Here is a 21,721-nt window from a genome sequence, read left to right as displayed (position 1 = left end):
CGGCTAACCATTCATGGAATATTGGTGCCTCGGATTTTCGAAGGCAGAGATTAGCACAAAAAAGATTTGATAGAAGCGGGATTCATGAAAATCCCGAGACCAATTGTAAATCACACACGTCATTTTGGGCCGCCACGGCCTTTTCTCAAATTTGTTCGCGGTTACATAGAGATTAGGACATTACCGATCGCGTATTAGGCCTGTCAGCATACGCAATTACCCTGCATGCGCAAAATCGAAGCTTTCATCTGGCGACAAGTTTGCGAAAATCGCCGCTCGCGGCCTGCCAAACGCGCAAACCGGCATGCGCGACGTCACGTCACATCACGCGCGCATGCAATCAGCCGATCGCGCAATGCGTCCGAATCAGCCGGCGTTACATCGAATGGCGTGCGTACGCGGCGGCCGTCGCAGCGCCAGTCGGCGCCGTGGCGGTCCACGCCGAGCAGTTCGAGCCCGTCGCGGCGCGCATCGCTCGCATCGTAGGCGCCCCAGAGCGCCCGTTCTTCGTCGAACCCGAGCGGCGGCCGCGCGTCGAGCCCCGCGCCGTCCACCCAGCCCATCCGGCCAAAACCGCCGATATAGCGCAGCCGCTCGATGTCCAGCGCCCAGAACGTGAAATCGCCGAGCGCGAGATAGCGCGCGGCGTCCGGTTCGTAGCGCACGTAGCGTGCGGCGACATGCGGATCGTCGCCGAGCGGCACGAAACGGCCGAGCAGCGTCGCGCGCTCGGCATTGAGCACGTCGCCGTCCGGTGCGTCGACCACGAGAAAGCCCGCGCGCGGGTCGGCGGCGAGATTGCGCGTATGTTCGGCAAGACGGCTCACGAGAATCACGGGCCGATGGCTTGCATCGGGCGCAAACGGGACGACCGTCGGATACGGAAAACCCTGCGGGTCGCGCGCGTGGGTCGCGAGCGTGCCCAGCGCGCAGCGGTGCAGCAGGTGCAGGGCAAGGGCGGGATCGATGTTCACGGTGACTCCTGCGGTCGAAAGGCGGACGCGGCGATGACGGCGGACGGGCGCGCAATGCGTGCCACGCGCCGGGCACCACGCATGTGCATCGATGTTACCTGCGCGCGCGACCTGCCACGCATCGGCCGGATGGATAACGAATGCGCCCGCGCCGATGCCGCGTGCGGTCGCGCCCGATCGGCCGGACGGCCAGTGCGCCGGCAAGACGGTAAGCGGTTCGATAGAATCGGACGAATCAGACGGGCGCGACGCGCCTGCGCATTTTCCATCGAAGAGCATCCCGTGTCCGAATCTTCCTCCCGATCCTCGTCCGATTTCGCCGCCGCGCCCGACGCGCATCGCGTGCTGGCCCTGCCGGTCCGCCAGCGCGCGCGCACGGCGACGATGGCGCTGTTCTTCATCGCCGGCATGATGTACGCGTCCTGGGGCGTGCACGTGCCGACCGTGCGCGACAAGTTCGCGCTGAGCCCGGGGCTGCTGTCGATCGCGCTGTTCGCGGTCGCGGGCGGCTCGATCGCCGCGATGCTGACGATCGCGCGCTGGATCGCGCGCGTCGGCTCGCAAACCGCGTGCCTCGCGGGCGGCCTCGTGCTGTCCGCGTGCGCGGCGCTGATCCTCGTCGTGCCCGACTACTGGATGCTGCTCGTCGTGCTCGCGCTGTTCGGTTTCTCGATGGCCACGCTGGACGTCGCGATGAACGCCGAGGCGAGCGCGGTCGAGATCGCGCTCGGCAAGCCGATCATGTCGTCGCTGCACGGGATGTTCAGCATCGGCGGGATGTCGGGCGCGGCGGCCGGCGGTGCGCTGCTGTCGGCCGGCATGGCGCCGGCCGTGCACCTGGCGCTCGCGGCGGCCGTCAGCGCGGCGGTGCTGCTGGCCGCGAGCCCGGCCGTGCTGCCGCACGTGCCGCATCACGAACACGCGCATGGCGGCGGCAATCGCTGGCGCTCGTCGGCGCTGTGGATGCTCGGCGGCATCGCGCTCGTCGCGCTGATCGCCGAAGGCGCGATGTACGACTGGGCGACGGTCTACATGCGCGACGTGGTCGCGGCGAGCCCGGCGCTCGCGAGCGCCGCGTATGCCGCCTTCTCCGGCGGCATGGCGATCGCGCGCTTCGCGGGCGACGCCGTGCGGGCGCGCTTCGGCGCACCGCAGCTCGTGTTCGTCAGCGCGTCGCTCGCGTGCGCGGGGATGGTCGGCGCCCTGCTGCTGCCGAACCCGATAGCGGTACTGACGGGTTTCACGCTGATGGGCCTCGGCCTCGCGAACATGATGCCCGTGCTGTTCGCCGCGGCCGCGCGCGTGAAGGGAATCCACGCGGCCGAAGGCCTCGCGCACGTGGCCGGGCTCGCGTATTTCGGATTGCTGTTCGGTCCGGTCGTGATCGGCGCGGTCGCGCAAGCCGCGAACCTGACCATCGGGCTGTCGGTGGTCGCGCTGTGCGCGGCGCTCGTCGCGGGCGTCGCGCCGAAGGTGCTCGCGCATCTGAAGATCTGACGGGCGCGCCGCGCCTGATGCGGCTCCCTCAAAAGAAAGCGCGCCTGCGTTGCCGCAGGCGCGCCTTCACCCCTTCTGTCGACCGCTTTTCAGCTTACATCTTCACTTCGTCGAGCAGCGTCTTCTTGCCGCTCTTGTAGTTGTACAGCGAAATCACGCCGTGCTGCAGGTCGCCCTTCGAGTCGAAGGTCGTCGTGCCGATCACGCCCGTGTAGTTCGTCGCCGGCATGGCCGCGAGGATCTTCGCCGGGTCCGTCGAGTTCGCGCGCTTCATCGCATCGACGATGATGTACACGGCATCGTACGTGAACGGTGCGTAGATCTGGATCGGCTGGCCGAAACGCTTCTCGTACTTCGCCTTGAACGCGGCACCGCCCGGCATCTTCTCGAGCGACGCACCCGCTTCCGAGCACACGATGTTGTCGGTCGCATCGCCGGCCAGGTCGGCCAGCTTCTCCGTGCACACGCCGTCGCCCGCGAAGATCTTCGCGCGCAGGCCGAGCTGCTTCGCCTGTTTCGCGAACGGGCCGCCGGTGGCGTCCATGCCGCCGTACATGATTGCGTCCGGATTCTCGCCCTTGATCTTGGTCAGAATCGCGCGGAAGTCGACCGCCTTGTCGTTGGTCGCGTCGTGCGACATCACCTTCAGGCCGAGCGCTTTCGCCTTCTTCTCGAACTCGTTCGCGAGACCCTGGCCGTAAGCGGTCGAATCGTCGACCACCGCCACGCTCTTGATGCCCTTCGAGTGCGCGTAGTTCGCCAGTGCCGGGCCCTGCTGCGCATCGGTCGCCACCACGCGGTACGTGGTCTTGAAGCCTTGCTGCGTGTATGCCGGGTTGGTCGCCGACGGCGAGATCTGCACGATGCCCGCATCGCTGTAGATCTTCGAGGCCGGGATCGACGTGCCCGAGTTCAGGTGGCCGACCACCGCGACGACCTTGTCGTCGACGAGCTTCTGCGCAACCTGCGTGGCCTGGCGCGGGTCGGCCGCGTCATCCTGCGCATCCAGTTGCAGCGTGATCTTCTGGCCGCCGATCGAGAGACCCTTCGCGTTGATCTCCTCCACTGCGAGACGTGCACCGTTTTCGTTGTCCTTGCCCAGGTGTGCAATACCGCCCGTCAAAGGCGCGACGTGGCCGATCTTGACGACTTGATCGGCGGCCGCGTTGCTTGCAGCTGCAACGCACAGCATCGCCGCAGCGGTGATCGGCAACAGCTTTTGCATCTTGATATTCATGTAAGTCTCCAGTTTCGGTCCCAATAAACGCCATCGCCCGGTGCCCCGCTGCCATCCCTGTGTTTGCATTCACTGGACGATTCGCCGGTTGCATCGTTCATGCACTTGGCCTCAAGCACGTGGAGAAACAGCCGCTTTTAGCAACTGCCCGCCCGTACTTGCGCGCAAGTGTAGGTGATCAAATTAATTTGTGGGACTTTTTTGGGGTAGTGGTAACACTACCGATACGGCGCTTTGGAATAACCACTCGAATATCGCTGCAAGCCCCGCCGGATAAGGGTTTCCGCTAATCGTCAGAAGCTGGATGAAAGCTCGCTTTAAAGCATTCCCGCGCCATTTCGATTCGGTATTTTGTGCACGGGATCGTTGAATGAAACGCGCGTGACAACACGCGCGTTTCGGGATCTGCGACGAACCGTTCAGACCGCTTCCGGACGGCTCGTGCGGGCATCGACGCTTTCATGCAGGCATCGAAACGTTCGGACAGGTGTCGATCCATTCATGCGAGCGTCGCACGCCATTCGGCGTCGAGCGCCGCGACGAGTTGCGACGTCGTCAGCGCGGCGTCGCGTCGCCGCGCGAGCGGCGCGCCCTGCCCGGCCCACAGCGACAGATAGTCGCCGTCGTTCGCGCGCGCGGCCGCCTGGCGCAGCGGCTGCGTCAGCGCGTTCTGCACCGGATACGGCGCGGCGTCGGCGACACGCTCGCCGAGCCGCGCCATCAGCGTGTTGCGCAACCCGCGCGCATGGCGCCCGGTGATCGCGCGCGTCACCTGCGTCGACGTATCGGCGCTCGCGAGCAGGCGCGCTTTCCAGTCGGCCGCGATCGCGCTCTCCGCGCAGGCGAGGAACGCGGTGCCGAGCTGTGCGCCCTGCGCGCCCAGCGCGAGCGCGGCGGCGATCCCGCGGCCGTCCATGATGCCGCCCGCGGCGAGCACCGGCAGGCCGGTCGCGTCGACGAGCTGCGGCACCAGCGCGAGCGTGCCGATCAGCGCATCGTCGGCCGGGCCGATGAAGGTGCCGCGATGCCCGCCGGCCTCGGCACCCTGCGCGGACAACGCGTCGGCGCCGGCCGCCTGCCACGCGAGCCCTTCGGCAACGTGCGTCGCGGTGCCGATCACGTAGGTGCCGACGGCCTTCAGGCGCGCGACGTCGGCCGCGTCGAGCACGCCGAACGTGAAGCTCGCGACCGGCACGCGCAGTGCGACGAGCGCATCGAGCTGCGCGCGGAAGTCGGGCGCATACCGCGCGGGCGCGGTGCCCGGCGGCAACCCGAGCGTCGCATTCAGCGGATCGATCGCGGCGAGCGCACGCGCCACGGTCGCCGCGTCGGGCGAGGCATCGGGGAGCACGAACAGGTTCACGGCGAACGGACGATCGGTCGCCGCGCGAATGGCGTCGACTTCGGCCGCGAGACGATCGGGCGCGAACGCGCCGGCGCCGAGACTGCCGAGCGCGCCGGCATTGGAAGCGGCCGCGACCATCGCGGCCGTGGTCGCGCCGACCATCGGCGCCTGCACGAGCGGCAGGCGCAGGCCGAAGCGTTCGGAAAACGGTGTGGAGAATGAACGGGCGGACATGGCGAATCCTTCGATGACGATGCGCGAAAGCGCTTTGTAAAGGCCGACACATCGACTCTATCGAAGCGGCGCGGCGCCGAAAAATGAATAATCGAGATCGAAACGATCGCTGCGCGAGAAGCGGGTTCGACAACGTGCGGGAGAAGCACGTCCGCATCGCGAGCGCATACCTTGCGCGCGCTGCACCACCCCGGGATTGGTGGCACACTAGGCCGCCCCTCTTCCACCCACGGCGCGCATCGCGCGCACCCGTTCGCCAGGAGTTCAAACGTGACTGCCCAATGGATCGACATCCCGACCGGTAACGACAGCTTCGGCGGCTATCTCGCGCTGCCCAAGCGCGGCAAAGGCCCCGCCGTCATCATCATCCAGGAGATTTTCGGCGTGAACTCGCACATCCGCGCGGTCGCGGATCAGTACGCGGCCGACGGCTTCGTCGCGCTCGCGCCGGACGTGTTCTGGCGCACGCAGCCGCGCGTCGAGCTGACCTATGAAGGTGCCGATCGCGACAAAGGCATCGAGCTGATGAAGAAGACCGACATCGGCCTCGCGGTCGCGGACATCGGCGCGGCCGCCGACGCGCTGCGCGCACGCCCCGAAGTCGCCGGCAAGATCGCCGCGATCGGCTACTGCTTCGGCGGCCAGCTCGCGTATCGCGCGGCAGCCGCGGGCAAGGTCGATGCGGCGGTCGCCTATTACGGCGGCGGCATCCAGAATGCGCTCGACCTCGCCGGCAAGGTCACGCAGCCGATCCTGTTCCACTACGCGGAAAACGATCACGGGATCCCGCTCGAGGCCGTCGAACAGGTGAAGGGCGCATTCGCGGGCCGCGGCAACGCGTCGTTCCACGTGTACCCGGGCGCCGAGCACGGCTTCAACTGCACGGATCGCGCGTCGTACCATCAGCGCGCATCGGCGCTCGCGCACGGCCGCACGCTGACGTTCCTCGCCGAGCAGCTGTAAGCGCAAGCATGGCCGGCCGCGGGGCCGGCCCCGCGTTATTCTCCTTTCATCGCCACGAGTCACAACGGGGGTGACAGCGATGCACTCGGACTATCTCGCGCATGACGCGATCGGCCTCGCCGCGCTCGTGCGCGAACGCAAGGCGAGCCCGCGCGAACTGCTCGACGCCGCGATCGGGCAGGCCGAAGCGGTCAACGGCGCGGTCAACGCGATCGTGCTGCAGGACTACGACGCCGCGCGCAAGCGGGCGGAGCCGGCCGCCGATGCCGGCGCCGACGCACCGTTCGCCGGCGTCCCGTATCTCGTGAAGGATCTCGGCGCGGCGGTCGCCGGGCTGCCGCTGTCGATGGGCAGCCGGCACTACCGCTACTTCGTGCCCGCCGACGATTCGCCGGTGATCGCGCGAAGCCGCGCGGCGGGGCTCAACGTGTTCGGCAAGACCAACACGTCCGAGATCGGCCAGATGCCGTACACCGAACCCCAGCTGTTCGGCGCGTGCCGCAACCCGTGGAACCTCGATCACACGCCGGGCGGTTCGAGCGGCGGCGCGGCGGCGGCCGTCGCGGCCGGCATCGTGCCGATCGCGCATGCGTCCGACGGCGGCGGCTCGATCCGGATTCCGGCGTCGTGCTGCGGGCTGTTCGGCCTGAAGCCGAGCCGCAACCCGCTGCTGGTCGACCTGCCGTCGAACGGCGAGCTGGTCGTGCAGCACGCGGTCGCGCGCAGCGTGCGCGACAGCGCGCTGCTGCTCGACGTGACGACCGGGCAGACGTTGCCGCCCGGCGCGCCCGGCACCTACCTCGGCGCGCTCGACACGCCGCCCGGCCCGCTGCGGATCGGCCTCGTCGTCGATCCGATGCTCGCGCCCGCACTCGCCGGCGATACGCTCGCCGCGCTGAACGACGCGGCCGCGCTCGTCGAATCGCTCGGCCATCACGTCGAACCGGCGACGCTGAACATCGACCATGCCCGCGCGGCCGAAACCTTCCTCACGCTGTGGGCGACGATCGCCGAGGAGATGGTGCTCGGCGCGCGCGCGCTGACCGGGCGCACGCCGAAGCGCGGCGAGTTCGAGCCCGCGACGTGGGCGATGGCGGTCGTCGGCCGGCGCGTGGCGCGTGCCCGCCTGCCGGACGTGCTCGAATGGCAGCGCCAGCTCACCGTGCAGGTGGCCGGCCTCGTGTCGCGCTACGACGCGATTCTGTGCGCGACGCTCGCGGGCCCGCCGGTCAAGATCGGCGAGCTGCAGCCGACGTCGTTCGAAGCCGCGCAGATGAAGCTGCTCGGCGTGCTGCCGGTGAAGCCGCTGCTGCAGGAAATGCTGTCGAAGGCGTCGGAGAAGGCGTTCGCGTGGGCCGGCTGCACCGAGCTGTTCAACCTGACCGGGCAGCCCGCGATGTCGGTGCCGCTCTACTGGAACGCACGCGGGCTGCCGATCGGCGTGCAGTTCGTCGCGCGCCATGCCGACGATGCGCTGCTGCTCCGGCTCGCGCGCCAGCTCGAACAGGCGCGGCCGTGGTTCGACCGGCGCCCGCCGCTGATGCAGGCGCAGCGCTGAACCGGGCCAGGCCGAACCGAACCGCGCCGCGGCAATAAAAAAGCCCCGCCGGCAGAACCGGCGGGGCTTTTCGCATGCGGACGTCGCGCGGCGCTTAGCCGGCGAGTCGATCGCAGATCGTCCGGGTCGCGGACGCCGCGTTCAGCGTGTAGAAGTGCAGCCCCGGCACGCCCGCGTCGATCAGGCGCCGGCACAGATCGGTGACGACATCCGCGCCGAATGCACGGATCGCGTCGCGATCGTCGCCGAAGCTCTCGAGCCGGCGCGCGACCCAGCGCGGCACTTCCGCGCCGCACATTTCCGAGAAGCGCATCAGTTGCGAGAAGTTCGTGATCGGCATGATGCCCGGCACGATCGGCACGTCCACACCCAGCTTGCGCGCATCGTCGACGAAGCGGAAATACGCGTCGGCGTTGAAGAAGTACTGCGTGATCGCGGAATTCGCGCCGGCCTTCACCTTGCGCGCGAAGTTCTCGAGATCGGCCTTGGGCGAACGCGACTGCGGGTGGTACTCCGGATAGCCGGCGACTTCGATGTGGAACCAGTCGCCATGCTCGGCACGGATGAAGCTGACGAGCTCGGACGCATAACGCAGCTCGCCGACCGCGCCCATCCCCGACGGCAGGTCGCCGCGCAGCGCGACGATATGCCGGATGCCGTGCGAGCGGTATTGGTCGAGGATCGCGCGCAGGCTGTCGCGCGACGAGCCGATGCACGACAGGTGAGGGGCGGCCTCGAGGCCGTCCTTCTGCATGTCGAGCACGGTATCGAGCGTGCCCTGCTGCGTCGAGCCGCCGGCGCCGAACGTCACGGAGACGAATTTCGGCTTCAGCGGCAGCAGCTGCGCACGCGTCGCGCGCAGCTTCTCGACGCCTTCCGCCGTTTTCGGCGGGAAGAATTCAAACGAGAGTTCGATCGGTTTCATGATTCGGAAGAGAGGCCCGCGCCGTCAGCCGAAGTCGCGCTGCCCGAAGATCAGCGCGGACAGCAGCCACGACACGATGCTGTACAGGATCGAACCGAAGAAGGCGGACCAGAAACCCGACACCTCGAAGCCCTTCAGCAGCGACGACGCGAACCAGAAGCACAACGCGTTCACGACGAGGATGAACACCCCGAGCGTGACGATCGTGACGGGCAGCGTCAGCAGGATCAGCACCGGACGAATCACCGTGTTGATCAGGCCCAGCACGACCGCGATGATCAGCGCGGTGCCGAAGCTCTTGATGTGGATCGACGGCACGAGGTACGTGATGATCAGCAGCGCGAGGGCGTTGATGACCCAGGTGAGGATGACGCTCATGGAGGGCTCCGGTTCGGTTGTCGATCTGTGCGGTCAGGCGCCGCCGCCGCGCCGCGCGCCCCGTAGCGGGGCGTGCGCGGCACGGCGGCGGCGACGCATCAGTAGCGGTAGTGGTTCGGCTTGAACGGGCCGTCCTTCTGCACGCCGATGTACGAAGCCTGCTCGTCCGACAGCACGGACAGGTTCGCGCCGATGCGCGCGAGGTGCAGGCGCGCGACCTTTTCATCGAGGTGCTTCGGCAGCACGTACACCTTGTTTTCGTACTCGGCGCCGCGCACGAACAGTTCGATCTGCGCGAGCGTCTGGTTCGCGAACGAGTTCGACATCACGAACGACGGGTGGCCGGTCGCGCAGCCGAGGTTCACCAGGCGGCCTTCGGCCAGCAGGATCACGCGCTTGCCGTCCGGGAAGATGATGTGGTCGACCTGCGGCTTGATGTTTTCCCACTGGTACTGGCGGGTCGACGCGACGTCGATTTCCGAGTCGAAGTGGCCGATGTTGCAGACGATCGCGTTGTGGCGCATCGCCTTCATGTGATCGTGGCCGATCACGTGGAAGTTGCCGGTCGCCGTCACGAAGATGTCGGCCTTGTCGGCCGCGTATTCCATCGTCACGACGCGGTAGCCTTCCATCGCCGCCTGCAGCGCGCAGATCGGATCGATTTCGGTGACCCACACGGTCGCGCCGAGGCCGCGCAGCGATTGCGCGCAGCCCTTGCCCACGTCGCCGTAGCCCGCGACGACCGCGACCTTGCCCGCGATCATCACGTCGGTCGCGCGCTTGATGCCGTCGACGAGCGATTCACGGCAGCCGTACAGGTTGTCGAACTTCGACTTGGTGACCGAGTCGTTCACGTTGAACGCCGGGAACGGCAGGCGGCCGTCCTTTTCCATCTGGTACAGGCGGTGCACGCCGGTCGTGGTTTCCTCGGTTACGCCCTTGATGTGCGCGAGACGCGTCGAGTACCAGGTCGGGTCGGCGTCGAGGTGCGTCGCGATCGACTTGTACAGCGCGACTTCTTCCTCGTTGGTCGGCTTCGCGATCACCGAACGGTCCTTCTCGGCCTTCGAGCCGAGGATCAGCAGCAGCGTTGCGTCGCCGCCGTCGTCCAGGATCATGTTCGCGAATTCGCCGTTCGGCCATTCGAAGATGCGGTGCGAGAACTCCCAGTATTCGTCGAGCGACTCGCCCTTGAACGCGAACACCGGCGTGCCCGATTCGACGATCGCGGCAGCCGCGTGGTCCTGCGTCGAGAAGATGTTGCACGACGCCCAGCGGACATCGGCGCCGAGCGCCTTCAGCGTCTCGATCAGCACGCCGGTCTGGATCGTCATGTGCAGCGAGCCCGCGATGCGCGCGCCCTTCAGCGGCTGCTGCGCCTTGTATTCGTCGCGGATCTGCACGAGGCCCGGCATTTCGGTCTCGGCGATGTTCAGTTCCTTGCGGCCCCAGCCGGCAAGCGCCATGTCGGCGACGACGTAATCCTTGGAAGCCTGGGAATCGATAATGGCGTTCATCACGCCCTCCTTTCTAAAAAGTTTCTAGATTGGTGACGTGAGCGCCGTTCAGGAAGCGGGGCCGGCGCGCATCCAACATCTCGCCGCACGGCTGCTTGGTGAAGCTCTCCGAGCCTGGCGGACGCAGAAGGTCCGTCGCAACGCTCCTCGGAAAACGGGAGGGATTGTAGCAAATCGGCGCGAGAATTGCGCGGCACGCGCGGCGTCGGCGCGCGTGGGCACAATGAAAGGGTCAGGTTTCCGCGCCGACCCACGCCTGTTCGCGCAACCGCGCGCGCAGCCGCGCAACGGCCTGGCTGTGCAGCTGGCACACGCGCGACTCGCTGACTTCGAGCACCGCGCCGATCTCGCGCAGGTTCAGCCCGCGCTCGTAATACAGCGACATCAGCAGCTTCTCGCGCTCGGGCAGCCGCTCGATCGCGTCGACGAGCGCATCGCGCAGATGGTCGTCGAGCAGCGCCGACAGCGGATCGGCGTGATCGACGCGATAGCGGTCGAGGAACGGCTCGTCGTCGGCCGCGCGGTCGAAATCCTCGTAGTAGATGAGCTGGCTGCCGTGCAGGTCCTGCAGCATCCCCTGGTATTCGTCGAGCGGCATCTTCAGGTGCTGCGCGATCTCGGCCTCGCTCGCCGAGCGGCCGAGCTGCTGCTCGACCTGGTGCACCGCGTGCTCGACCTCGCGCGACGTCTTGCGCAGGCTGCGCGGCAGCCAGTCGTTGCTGCGCAGCTCGTCGAGCATCGCGCCGCGAATGCGCTGCGTCGCATAGGTCTCGAACTGCGCGCCCTGGTCTTCCTTGTAGCGGCCGGCCGCATCCATCAGGCCGATCATGCCGGCCTGGATCAGGTCGTCGAGATCGACGCTCGCCGGCATCTTCGCGACGAGCTGCAACCCCAGGCGCCGCACGAGCGGCGCGTATTGCGCGAGCACGTCGGCCTGGGTCATCTTTCCTTGAGCGTTGTACATCATGGCTCTCTCCTTCGCTCACGCGGCGTGGGCCGCACTCGCCTCGTACGACGGCTTGCCGCCCGCGTGGACGGCGCGGCCCGCCCCCGAACGCGGGCGCATCGGCCAGTACAGCAAGTCGGCGGCAATCTGCCGGTAGTCGCGCGCGGCCGCCGACGACGGGAACGCGTCGACCGCGGTGTGCATCAGTTCGCGCGCCCGCTCGACGAGCGGGTCGGCGCTCACGCAGCCGGCATCCGCGATCGACACCGTCAGGTAGCGGTTCGCGACGCCCGCCAGGTTGTCGAAGGCGGTCTTCGCGTCCGCGTGGTTGCCGACGTGGTTGGTCAGCACGCGGAACTGCGCGAGCGCTTGCGCGAAGTGCAGGCGCTTCATGCACGCGTAGGCTTCGGTGATCGCCTTCGCGGAAACCCGCGTGACGATCAGCACGTCGTGCGCCTCGCGCGCGAGCGCCGAGAGCGCGCCGTCGGCGCCGGGCCGCGCATCGACCAGCACGATGTCGGCCTGGCCGTCGATGAAGTCGCTCAACTGCGCATCGCTGTAGCCGCCCTGCCCGGCCGCGCACAGGCCGAAGCCGGCGGCCACCCGCGTGCGTTCGCCGTCGCGCAGCCGTGCGCCCGCGAGCGTCGCGGTGGCCGAACGCGCGCCGGCGCGCTCGTCGACGACGAGCACGTCCTTGCCGAGCGCGGCCAGCGCCGCCGCGAGGTTCACGACGGTGGTGGTGCAGCCGACGCCCGCCGGGCCGCCCGTCACCGCGACGACGCGCGACGCGCGTCCGGCCAGCAGGCGGCGCAGCCCTTCGGCCTGGTCGATGATCCGTTTATCCAAATCGCACCTCGTGCAGTTCGGCGGTGGAACGTACGGTCAGTGCGGAAAGCAGCGTCGGCATGTCCTCGTCCTGCGGCACGAAGGGCGAGCCGTCGCGCGGCACACAGAACGCGCTTTTCAGCAGGAAGCGGGTCGTCGCGACATACAGGTTCTCCGGCACCTTCTGGCCGGTCGACACGTAGTGAACGGGCAGCTTGTAGCGGATCACCGTGTCGAGCACGCCGCCCAGGTGCGTCGCCTCGTCGAGCTTGGTCAGGATGCAGCCGGCGAGGCCCGGAGATGCCGCCTGCGGATGCTCGCCCGCGCTGCGGTACGCCTGGACGACTTCGTTGAGCGTGTCGCCGTGGCTCGTCGCGTTGAGCAGCAGCAGGCGCTGCACCGGCGCGTTCGCGCCGTGCAGCATCGCGATCTGGTCGGACAGCGCGCGATCGCGCTGGCTCATGCCGATCGTGTCGATCAGCACGATGTGCTTGTTGCGCAGTTCGGACAGCGCGAGCGCGAGATCGCCCGCATCCTTCACCGCGTGCACCGGCACGCCGAGGATCTTGCCGAAGATGCGCAGTTGCTCGTGACCGCCGATCCGGTAGCTGTCGGTGGTCAGCAGCGCGACCTTGCTCGCGCCGAAGCGCATCACGCAGCGCGCGGCGAGCTTCGCGGTGGTGGTCGTCTTGCCGACGCCGGTCGGCCCCATCAGCGCGAACACGCCGCCGCGCTCCATCAGCGCATCCTCGCTGTCGAGCACCGGCAGGTTCGCCGCGAGCACCGACTGCGCCCATTCGAGAGCCTGCTCGAAGGTCTGCGTGCCGTCGCCCGGCGGCAGGTTGTCGACCAGCATCCGCACGAGCTGCGCGGAGAAGCCGGCCGCGAACAGGTGCTTGGTCAGCGCGCCGTGCACCGGGCTGCGGCGCTGGCGATCGTGCCACATCAGGCTGTCGAACTGCTCCTGCATCATCCCGCGCATCGCGCCGAGCTCGTGCATCACCGTGTCGTTGACGACGCTTTCGATACGCGACTTCACGGCGTCGGCGACCACGGCGGCCGCGTCGGCGGACAGGCGCGCGCGCTCGGCCGGCTTCGCGGCGTCCGCGTCGTTCGCACGGGCGGCGGCGGTGTCGTTCGTACGGGCGGTGGCCGCGGTCGCGGCCGGCATCCGGCGTTCGGCGTCGCGCACGATGTCGCGCGCCCAGCCGGCCGGCGCCGCGTCCTGCGGTGCGGGGGCCGGCGCTTGCGGCGCGGCGGGTGCCGCGTGGGTACGGATCATCAGCGCGTCGCGCTGCTGCGTCAGGCGCTTCGCATGCTCGACGAGCCACGGCGCGGGTTCGGAGGGCGTCGCGGGCGCGGTGGCTGCGGACGCCGACGCGGCGCGCGACGGCGACAGCTCGGCCGGCGCATTCGTGTCGGCGTCGAACGCGGCCGGCTCCGCCGCTTCGGCGCTGGCGCCGAACACCGACGAGAACACGTCCGGCAGGCCGCCGGCGCCGGCGGCATACGGATTGCCGGCCGGACGTGCGGGCGCGGCGCCCGGGCGCGACACGATGCCCGGCACCGCGGCGGCCGGCACGGACTCCGGCCGCGGCGCGCTCGCGCGCGGGCGGACGGCAGCCGACGGCGCGACCGCGGCGAGGTCCGAATCGGCGAGTGCAACGATTTCGACGCTACCGTCATCGAGCGTGCGGTTCGACAGCACGACGGCGTCGGCGCCGAGTGCTTCGCGCACGAGGCGAAGCGCGTCGCGGCTGGTCGCGCCGGTGAATTTGCGAATGTTCAAGCGGGACCCCCGATGACGTTAACGACTTTGATCGTGCGTGTATCCGGCACTTCGGCGTACGACAGCACTTTCAATTGCGGCAGGCTGCGGCGCAGGAAACGCGCGAGCATCGCGCGCAACGCGTGCTGCACGAGCAGCACGGGCGGCAGCCCGAGATTCTGTTGACGCAGCATCGCTTGCTGCGTGCCGGTCAGAAGGTTGTGCGCAAGGCCCGGCTCGAGGCCCGGATTTGCGCCGGTGGCGAGCGCCTGCGACAGCACGCGCTCGAGATTCGAATCGAGACCCATCACCTGCATCTCGCCCGCGCCCGGATACCACTGCTGCGTGATCGCCCGGCCGAGCGACAGCCGTACCGCGGCGGTGATCTCGTACGCGTCGCCGCGGCCCGCGTGTTCGGACACGGATTCGAGGATCGTGCGCATGTCGCGGATCGGCACGCCTTCGTCGAGCAGGTTCTGCAGCACTTTCTGCAGCGTCGTGAGCGAGATCGTCTTCGGCACGAGATCCTCGACGAGCGACGGCGCGTCCTTGCCGGTGCGCTCGACGAGCGCCTGCACTTCCTGGCGGCCGAGCAGTTCGGCCGCATGCTGGACGACCAGATGGTTCAGGTGCGTCGCGACCACCGTGCTCGCATCGACCACCGTGTAGCCGTACACCTGCGCCTGCTCGCGCATCGCGACGTCGATCCACACGGCCGGCAGCCCGAACGCCGGATCCTGCGTGAGCGCGCCCGGCAGCGCGGCCGTCACCTGGCCCGGGTTGATCGCGAGCCACTGGCCGGGGAACACCTCGCCGGTACCGATCTCGACGCCCTTCAGCGCGATCCGGTACGCGTTCGGCCGCAGCTCGAGGTTGTCGCGGATGTGGATCACCGGCGGCAGGAAGCCGATTTCCTGCGCGAATTTCTTGCGGATGCTCTTGATGCGCTTGAGCAGCTCGCCGTCGCTGTTCTTGTCGACGAGCGGAATCAGCCGGTAGCCGACTTCGAGGCCGAGCGGATCGATCAGCTGCACGTCGTCCCAGGTCGCTTCGTGGCTTTCTCCCGGCAGCGCGGCGGGCGGCGCGATCTCGGTCACGTCGCCGGCCGCCACGCGGGCCGCCGCGCGGCGGGTCTGGGTGCGCGCCAGCCAGATCGCGCCGCCGCCGAGCGCGAGGAACGCGAAGTGCGGCATGCCCGGGATCAGCCCCATCAGCACGATGATCGAGCCGGTGATGACCAGCACGCGCGGGTTCGCGAACAACTGGCCGGTGATCTGCGTGCCGATGTCCTCGTCGGTCGCGACGCGCGACACGATCACGCCGGCCGCCGTCGAGATCACGAGCGACGGAATCTGCGCGACGAGGCCGTCGCCGATCGTCAGCAGCGTGTAGTTGGTGCCCGCCGCGGCGAAGCTCATGTCGTGCTGGACCATCCCGACGATCAGCCCGCCGATCACGTTGATCGCCATGATGATCAGGCCGGCGATCGCGTCGCCGCGCACGAACTTCGACGCGCCGTCCATCGACCCGTAGAACTCGGCTTCCTGCGCGACCGCGGTGCGGCGCTTGCGCGCCTGCTCTTCGTTGATGAGGCCCGCGTTCAGGTCGGCGTCGATCGCCATCTGCTTGCCCGGCATCGCGTCGAGCGTGAAGCGCGCGGACACTTCGGCGATCCGCCCCGCGCCCTTCGTGATGACCATGAAGTTGATGATCATCAGGATCACGAACACGACGATGCCGACCGCGAAGTTGCCGCCGACGAGGAAGTGGCCGAACGCCTCGATCACCTGGCCGGCCGCGTCGGGGCCGGTGTGGCCCTCGAGCAGCACCACGCGCGTCGACGCGACGTTCAGCGACAGGCGCAGCAGCGTCGAGAACAGCAGCACGCTCGGGAATGCCGCGAAATCGAGCGGCTTCATCGTATACATGCTGACGAGCAGCACCATCACCGACAGCGCGATGTTGAACGTGAACAGCAGATCCAGCAGCATCGGCGGCAGCGGCAGGATCATCATCCCCAGGATCATGCAGATGAGGATCGGGCCGGCGAGCGCGCGCAGGTTGGTGCCGGCGAACGGGTTCGGGCGCTTGCCGAACAGGCCGGTGGTCGGGGTGCTCATGCCGCGCCTCGCGTGCCTAGTGCGTCGTCGGCTTCCTCGCGCGCGTCGTCGGCCGGCACCGACGTGCCCTGGTCGAGCTCGGCCGGCACGACGAGATCGACCGGCGCCGCCGGGAACGCGCCGCCTTCCGCGCGGAAGCGCTTGAGCTGGTAGACCCACGCAAGCACCTCGGCGACGGCCGAGTACAGCGAGCCGGGAATCTCGCGTTCGAGTTCGACGTTGTGATACAGCGCACGCGCGAGCGGCGGCGCTTCGAGCAGCGGCACGTTGTGCTCGGCCGCGAGCTCGCGGATGCGTGCGGCGACGAGGTTCACGCCCTTCGCGACGACCTTCGGCGCGCGCATCTCGCCATCCGTGTATTGCAGCGCGACGGCGAAGTGCGTCGGGTTCGTGACGACCACGTCGGCCTTCGGCACGGCAGCCATCATCCGGCGCCGCGCGATCGCGCGCTGCTGCTGGCGGATGCGGCCCTTCACGTGCGGATCGCCTTCGTTCTCGCGATGCTCGCGCTTCACTTCTTCCTTCGTCATGCGCAACTTCTTGTTGTACTGCCAGATTTGGTAAGGCACGTCGAGCGCGGCGACGACCAGCATCCCGGCAACGGTCGTGCCGCAGCACACGGCGACCAGATGCAGCGCGTCGGCAAGCGCCGCGCCGAGCGGCTGGGTCGCGAGGCCGAGCAGTTCGTCCTTGCTGCGCCAGATCGCGATCCCGCCGATCCCGCCGACGACGAGCGTCTTCGCGAGCGACATCCCCAACTGGATCGGCCCCTGGATCGAGAAGATGCGGCCGAGGCCGGAGATCGGGTTCAGGCGGTCGAACTTCAGTTCGAAGGTCTTTTGCGAGATCAGCCAGCCGCCGAGCGCCATCGGCGCGGCCAGCGCGGCCAGGCCGGTCAGCGCGAGCAGCGGCAGCAGCGCGGCGAAGCCTTCGGCGCTCGCGCTGCCGGCCGCGGACAGCATCCGGTTCGTGTCGAACGCCGTCGCGCGGTCGAACGAGAAGGCGCCGCGCAGCATCGTCTGCAGATGCGCACCCGACGGACCCGCGAGCAGCCATGCGCCATAGAACCCGGCCGCGAGCAGCGCGAACGAAGCCAGTTCGCGCGAACGCGCGACCTGCCCCTCCTCGCGCGCCTTCTCGCGGCGTCTCGGAGTGGCGGCTTCGGTTCTGTCGAGATCGCTCTCGTCTGCCACGGGGCCTCCAGTCGGGTACGGCGAAATGCCGCTTTCCAGTGACACCGATTATTCATGCGCGCGTCAAACGCCGATCGGTCGAGCAAAGCCGGGAAAGGGGGGTATTTCAGGGAATCGGACGGGCTTGAGGCGGGGGAATCGGGGGCACGAACGGCGGCGCGGCGGGGGGACGGTGAAGGTGACGACGGAGGAAGGGAGGAAGGGACGATGCGGCGATGCGGCGATGCGGCGATGCGGCGATGCGGCGATGCGGCGATGCGGCGATGCGGCGATGCGGCGATGCGGCGGATTAGACCCGGAGGTGAAGCGGCGGGCAAGCCGCCCCGAGGCGGCAGCGCCGCACGCCAGGGCGCACCGGCCCGCATGCCGGCCACGCGAGGCCGGCATGCGGGCGCGGTTCCTACCCGGCCGCCGCCTGCTGCAGCAGCCCGAGATCGAGCTTCCTCATCTTCATCACCTGCGCCATCACGCGCTCGGCGCGCGCCGGGTCGCCCGTCATCAACCCGGACATCTGCACCGGCACGACCTGCCACGACACGCCGAAGCGGTCGCGCAGCCAGCCGCACCGCTGCGCGCGCTCGTCGCCGCCATCGGACAGCGCCGCCCAGTAGCGGTCGATCTCGTGCTGGTCGCGGCAGTTCACCACGAACGACACGGCCGGCGTGAGCGGAAACGCCGGACCGCCGTTCAGCGCGAGGAACGCCACCCCGTCGAGCTCGAACGACACGGTCATCACCGCGCCCTCCGCGTGCCCGGACACCTGGGCACCGGCCTTGCCGTAGCGCGCGACGTGCACGATGCGCGCGTCGTCGAACACCGACACGTAGAAGTTGGCGGCCGCCTCGGCGTCGCGGTCGAACCACAGGAACGGCGTGATGCGTTGAAAGCGCCGGCTCATGATGCTGCCTCCTCGATGTCTTGCGGGCATCCGTGCCTGGTCTTATATCGTAGGCGCTGGATCCGTACGCCGCCCGAGGCCGCCCCGGGGATAAAAAAGGGGCGATCGCTCGCCCCCTTTTGCTGCCGTGCCGCGTGCGCGATCAGAACGCGACGTAAGGCGCCGCGCCGCCGCTCGCGGTCTTGTCCATCCCGAAGTAGATCGTCTTGCCGTAGAAGTGCGGCATGCCGAGATCGAGCCATCCGGACGCGCCGAACGGGCCGGCGATGTCGTTGAACGCGAACGTCGACGGGTTCGCGAACAGCGAATCGGCGTTCTGGATCGACATCGACACGCCGCCCGTCGTCCCGTTCTGGCCGGTCAGCGTCGCCGTGTAGGTCGCCGTCGACGACGGGCAGTAGAACTGCGTGTTGGTCGAGCACTTCGTCTGCGACGAGTCGCTGAAGAAATACGCGTTCGAGCCCGTATCGAAGAACGCGGTCACGCTGCCGCCGAGGAACGTCGCGCTCACGTCGCCCGTCGTCGCCGACGTCATCACCGTCGACGCGGCGAGCGCGTTGTTGCTCTGCGTGCCGATCCCGAACGTCAGCTGGCCGGTCGCGCTGCTCTGCCCGCTGTTGGAAATGCTCGGCATCTGCACGATCACGCCGTTGTTGTCCGTCGCGAAACGATGAACCGGGTTGGCGACCTGCTGCGCAATCGGCACCAGCGCAACCGCACAGCTCGAATTGCCGTTCGGGCACGCATAGTAGTTGTTGTAGGTCGCCGACGTCGACGTCGCGCAGTTCGTGCCGCAGTCCACCGGCGCCGGCCCGATGCCGAGAATGCCGTTCGCGCCGAGATCGCTGGCCGAGTTCGCCGACGCTCCGCCGTTGGTGCACGAGCTCGGTACGCCGGTCGTGCCGAGGTCGCCGATGATCTGCACCGGCAGCGAGCCCGCCTGCTCCGAGCCGATCGTCAGGTCGACGGTACGCACCGTGCCCCACGTGTAGCTGGACACGAACTTGCCGCATTCGGCGACCGGCGCGCCGCCGCTCGTCACCTGCGGCAGGCTGCCGAGCACGCCCGACACGGCGCTGCCGACCAGCCGCAGCCCGTACGACGCCGTGTCGACGAGCACGTTGTTGACCACCTGGCAGTTCGACGTGCCGGGCACGCAGATCTTCACGCTGACGGTCGGGATGTTGATCACGCGCGCGACGCCGGTGCCGACGGTGATCACGGCCGTATTGGCGGTATTGCCGTCCGATACGCCGGCGTTGCCGCCGTTATTGCCGTTGTTACCGTTGTTGTTGTTATCGCCGCCGTCGCCGCCGCCGCATGCCGTCACGAGCATGGCCGTCGCGGCCGCCAGGCTCAGCAGGCCGAGCCAGCGCTTGAATGTACGAGGAATTCGCAAGGTCGCTCTCCCGCTGTCACTGGATGTCGGTGCCGGTCAGCCCGGCAGGCAGCGCCGTCGGCAGCCACGCCTGGCCCGCGAACGCGCCCATGTGGCCGCCCGTGCGGATCACGAGATTGCTCGTGTCGACGGACACCGGTGCGCGCCAGCCGCGCGCCGCGTGCGCCGCCTGAACGCCGGCGGTGTACTGCGGGAAATAGCTGCCGAGGAGCGACGCCAGATCCGGCATCGCCGGCCCGCGCCACGCGAGGCCGAACACGGTGCCGGCCGCGGACGTGTATTCGTGGATGACGGTGCCCGATCCGAGCGTGATTTCGCGCACGGTATAGGCGGCCGCGCTCGCCTGTGCGCCGTCGGCCGAGCGCATCGCGCGCTGCAGCGCGCGCACGGTGGCCGCGTGATCGTCCGCCGGCGGCGACATCGGCGCGCCGCCCAGTTCGGCCTGTGCGTGGACGGTCCACAGCACACCCATCGCAACCGCCGCATGCGCGGCGGTCCAGCCCAAGCGTTTCAGCTTCACGTTCCCCCCCAAAGGGACTGGCTTCGTTGCCGTCGGCCCCGCTGTCAGGCTCGGCGCCGCAGGTCAACCAATGAAAGTCGTAAGAATGACGCTTCGTTGCTGCTGACGCGTAGTATGCCTGCGGAGTGTGTCCGAGTGTCAAATCGACGCAGCGCGGCCCGCTCGCGGCGGGCCCGGGGGAAACGTGAAAGCCATGCGCACCGGGCCGCTCCACGATATGGAGGGCCGGCGCGATGCCGCAGGGTCAGAAGCCCAGGCTCGCGAGCAGGTCGTCGACCTGCGCCTGGTCCTGCACCACGTCGGACTTGCCTTCGGGCGCGACCTGCGGCCCGTTCAGCAGCGACTCGGGGCTGCCGGTCGTGCTCACGTGCTCGGCCGCGAGCGCGGCCGCGGTCGCCGCGAACTGCTCGCGCCGCTCGGGCGCGATGTTCTCGACGAGCACGGTGAGCAGTTGCTGCTCGATCAGGTAGACCATGTCCATGATCTTCTTGATCACCTGCCCGGTCAGATCCTGGAAGTCCTGCGCGAGCATGATCTCGAGCAACTGCGCGCTGGTTGCGGACGTCGCGTCGGGCAAGCCGTGCAGGAACGCGCGCGTGTCGCCCATCAGCTCGCGCACTTCCGCGTGCTCGATCGGCGCCGCGTACCACTGCGCCCAGCGCGCATCGAGCGCCTCGGCCTCGTTCTGGATGCGCTCCTGCACGGGCTTCGCGATCTCGATCGCGTTCAGCACGCGCTCGGCCGCCTGCTCGGTCATCGTCGCGACGTAGCGCAGCCGGTCGCGCGCGTCGGGCACGGCTTCGGCCGCGCGCTCGACATGCTTGTCGAGCCCGAGCTCGCGCATCGAATCGCGCAGCGTGCGCGTGAGCTGGCCGATGCGCGCGAGGATGCGGTCGCTCGCGAGGTCGGCGCCTTCGGCGTGGCTGTCGGCGTCGAACCCCGCGCCGGCGAGCGCCGCATGAATCGGCTCGTTCACGTCAGCTCCCGGCCTTCGCCATCTTGTCGATGATCTTGTTCAGCTTCTCGTCGAGCGTCGCGGCCGTGAACGGCTTCACGACGTAGCCGCTCGCGCCGGCCTGCGCGGCCGCGATGATGTTCTCCTTCTTCGACTCGGCCGTGACCATCAGCACCGGCAGGTGCGACAGCGTCGCGTCCCCGCGGATTTCCTTCAGCATCGCGAGGCCGTCGAGGTTCGGCATGTTCCAGTCGGAGATCACGAAGTCGAAGCCGCCGCCGCGCAGGCGCGCCAGGCCGGCCGCGCCGTCCTCGGCTTCGTCGACGTTCGCGTAGCCCAGTTCCTTGAGCAGGTTGCGGACGATCCGGCGCATCGTCGGGAAATCGTCCACCACCAGGATTTTCATGCTCTTGTCCATCGTCGTTCCTTTGCAGATTCGTTACCGTCGGGCCGCGCAACCTTGCACGCG

At 68.5% G+C, this 21,721-nt stretch carries 19 protein-coding genes and 1 riboswitch; of the genes, 3 read left to right on the top strand and 16 right to left on the bottom strand.

The genetic code is table 11. From position 1 onward, the window contains the following. Window positions 1-314: 314 nt before the first annotated feature. Window positions 315-974: a pyridoxamine 5'-phosphate oxidase family protein gene (locus DCN14_RS15405; RefSeq protein ID WP_096508228.1), complete on the bottom strand. Its 660-nt coding sequence runs from the start codon at window positions 972-974 to the stop codon at window positions 315-317. A 282-nt stretch (window positions 975-1,256) separates the two neighbouring features. Here DCN14_RS15405 and DCN14_RS15400 point away from each other — a divergent pair, with 282 nt between their 5' ends. Then, window positions 1,257-2,471, top strand: a complete 1,215-nt coding sequence (locus tag DCN14_RS15400) for an MFS transporter (RefSeq protein ID WP_096508183.1) — start codon at window positions 1,257-1,259, stop codon at window positions 2,469-2,471. Window positions 2,472-2,565: 94 nt separating this feature from the next. Here DCN14_RS15400 and DCN14_RS15395 read toward each other — a convergent pair whose 3' ends face one another. Further along, window positions 2,566-3,708, bottom strand: coding sequence for a branched-chain amino acid ABC transporter substrate-binding protein (locus DCN14_RS15395; protein ID WP_096508182.1), 1,143 nt, complete (start codon window positions 3,706-3,708; stop codon window positions 2,566-2,568). 499 nt (window positions 3,709-4,207) lie between these two features. Then, window positions 4,208-5,287 (bottom strand): nitronate monooxygenase, encoded by a 1,080-nt coding sequence (locus DCN14_RS15390; RefSeq protein WP_096508181.1) that lies wholly within the window; start codon window positions 5,285-5,287, stop codon window positions 4,208-4,210. Between the two features lie 270 nt (window positions 5,288-5,557). Here DCN14_RS15390 and DCN14_RS15385 point away from each other — a divergent pair, with 270 nt between their 5' ends. Beyond that, complete coding sequence (locus DCN14_RS15385; protein WP_096508180.1) at window positions 5,558-6,250, top strand: dienelactone hydrolase family protein; 693 nt, start codon at window positions 5,558-5,560, stop codon at window positions 6,248-6,250. 79 nt (window positions 6,251-6,329) lie between these two features. Further along, window positions 6,330-7,808, top strand: coding sequence for an amidase family protein (locus tag DCN14_RS15380; protein WP_096508179.1), 1,479 nt, complete (start codon window positions 6,330-6,332; stop codon window positions 7,806-7,808). Window positions 7,809-7,902: 94 nt separating this feature from the next. Here DCN14_RS15380 and metF read toward each other — a convergent pair whose 3' ends face one another. From metF to cheY, 13 genes are all read right to left on the bottom strand, one after another. Continuing rightward, a complete protein-coding gene (gene metF / locus DCN14_RS15375; protein ID WP_096508178.1) occupies window positions 7,903-8,733 on the bottom strand; it encodes a methylenetetrahydrofolate reductase [NAD(P)H] in 831 nt (276 codons plus the stop codon). A gap of 24 nt (window positions 8,734-8,757) precedes the next feature. Then, the gene (locus tag DCN14_RS15370; protein WP_096508177.1) at window positions 8,758-9,111 is read right to left on the bottom strand and encodes a phage holin family protein; all 354 of its coding nucleotides are present in this window, start codon (window positions 9,109-9,111) and stop codon (window positions 8,758-8,760) included. A gap of 98 nt (window positions 9,112-9,209) precedes the next feature. After that, window positions 9,210-10,628, bottom strand: coding sequence for an adenosylhomocysteinase (ahcY, locus tag DCN14_RS15365; RefSeq protein WP_096508176.1), 1,419 nt, complete (start codon window positions 10,626-10,628; stop codon window positions 9,210-9,212). A gap of 32 nt (window positions 10,629-10,660) precedes the next feature. Continuing rightward, a riboswitch (S-adenosyl-L-homocysteine riboswitch) is annotated at window positions 10,661-10,783 on the bottom strand. Between the two features lie 77 nt (window positions 10,784-10,860). Further along, window positions 10,861-11,595, bottom strand: coding sequence for an RNA polymerase sigma factor FliA (locus DCN14_RS15360; protein WP_096508175.1), 735 nt, complete (start codon window positions 11,593-11,595; stop codon window positions 10,861-10,863). Window positions 11,596-11,610: 15 nt separating this feature from the next. Next, window positions 11,611-12,420, bottom strand: coding sequence for an AAA family ATPase (locus DCN14_RS15355; RefSeq protein ID WP_096508174.1), 810 nt, complete (start codon window positions 12,418-12,420; stop codon window positions 11,611-11,613). Continuing rightward, the gene (gene flhF, locus DCN14_RS15350; protein WP_096508173.1) at window positions 12,413-14,188 is read right to left on the bottom strand and encodes a flagellar biosynthesis protein FlhF; all 1,776 of its coding nucleotides are present in this window, start codon (window positions 14,186-14,188) and stop codon (window positions 12,413-12,415) included. Before flhF ends, DCN14_RS15355 begins: the two co-directional genes overlap by 8 nt. Continuing rightward, window positions 14,185-16,287 carry a flagellar biosynthesis protein FlhA gene (flhA, locus tag DCN14_RS15345; protein WP_096508172.1) on the bottom strand — a complete coding sequence of 701 codons (2,103 nt, stop codon included), beginning with the start codon at window positions 16,285-16,287 and terminating at the stop codon, window positions 14,185-14,187. Before flhA ends, flhF begins: the two co-directional genes overlap by 4 nt. Next, window positions 16,284-17,480 carry a flagellar biosynthesis protein FlhB gene (gene flhB / locus DCN14_RS15340; RefSeq protein WP_096508171.1) on the bottom strand — a complete coding sequence of 399 codons (1,197 nt, stop codon included), beginning with the start codon at window positions 17,478-17,480 and terminating at the stop codon, window positions 16,284-16,286. Before flhB ends, flhA begins: the two co-directional genes overlap by 4 nt. Before the next feature lie 400 nt (window positions 17,481-17,880). After that, complete coding sequence (locus tag DCN14_RS15335; RefSeq protein WP_096508170.1) at window positions 17,881-18,378, bottom strand: VOC family protein; 498 nt, start codon at window positions 18,376-18,378, stop codon at window positions 17,881-17,883. A gap of 142 nt (window positions 18,379-18,520) precedes the next feature. Continuing rightward, window positions 18,521-19,777: a DUF3443 domain-containing protein gene (locus DCN14_RS15330; protein WP_096508169.1), complete on the bottom strand. Its 1,257-nt coding sequence runs from the start codon at window positions 19,775-19,777 to the stop codon at window positions 18,521-18,523. Window positions 19,778-19,793: 16 nt separating this feature from the next. Then, the gene (locus DCN14_RS15325) at window positions 19,794-20,297 is read right to left on the bottom strand and encodes a DUF2844 domain-containing protein (protein ID WP_096508227.1); all 504 of its coding nucleotides are present in this window, start codon (window positions 20,295-20,297) and stop codon (window positions 19,794-19,796) included. 244 nt (window positions 20,298-20,541) lie between these two features. Continuing rightward, window positions 20,542-21,273 (bottom strand): protein phosphatase CheZ, encoded by a 732-nt coding sequence (cheZ, locus tag DCN14_RS15320; RefSeq protein WP_096508168.1) that lies wholly within the window; start codon window positions 21,271-21,273, stop codon window positions 20,542-20,544. Between the two features lies 1 nt (window position 21,274). Further along, a complete protein-coding gene (cheY, locus tag DCN14_RS15315; RefSeq protein ID WP_096508167.1) occupies window positions 21,275-21,670 on the bottom strand; it encodes a chemotaxis response regulator CheY in 396 nt (131 codons plus the stop codon). Window positions 21,671-21,721: the final 51 nt, after the last annotated feature.

It is taken from the genome of Burkholderia sp. IDO3, assembly GCF_003366075.1.
Lineage (GTDB): Bacteria > Pseudomonadota > Gammaproteobacteria > Burkholderiales > Burkholderiaceae > Burkholderia > Burkholderia anthina.
Note: the sequence above shows the minus strand (reverse complement) of the source record. Positions and strands in the feature narration are given on the sequence as shown.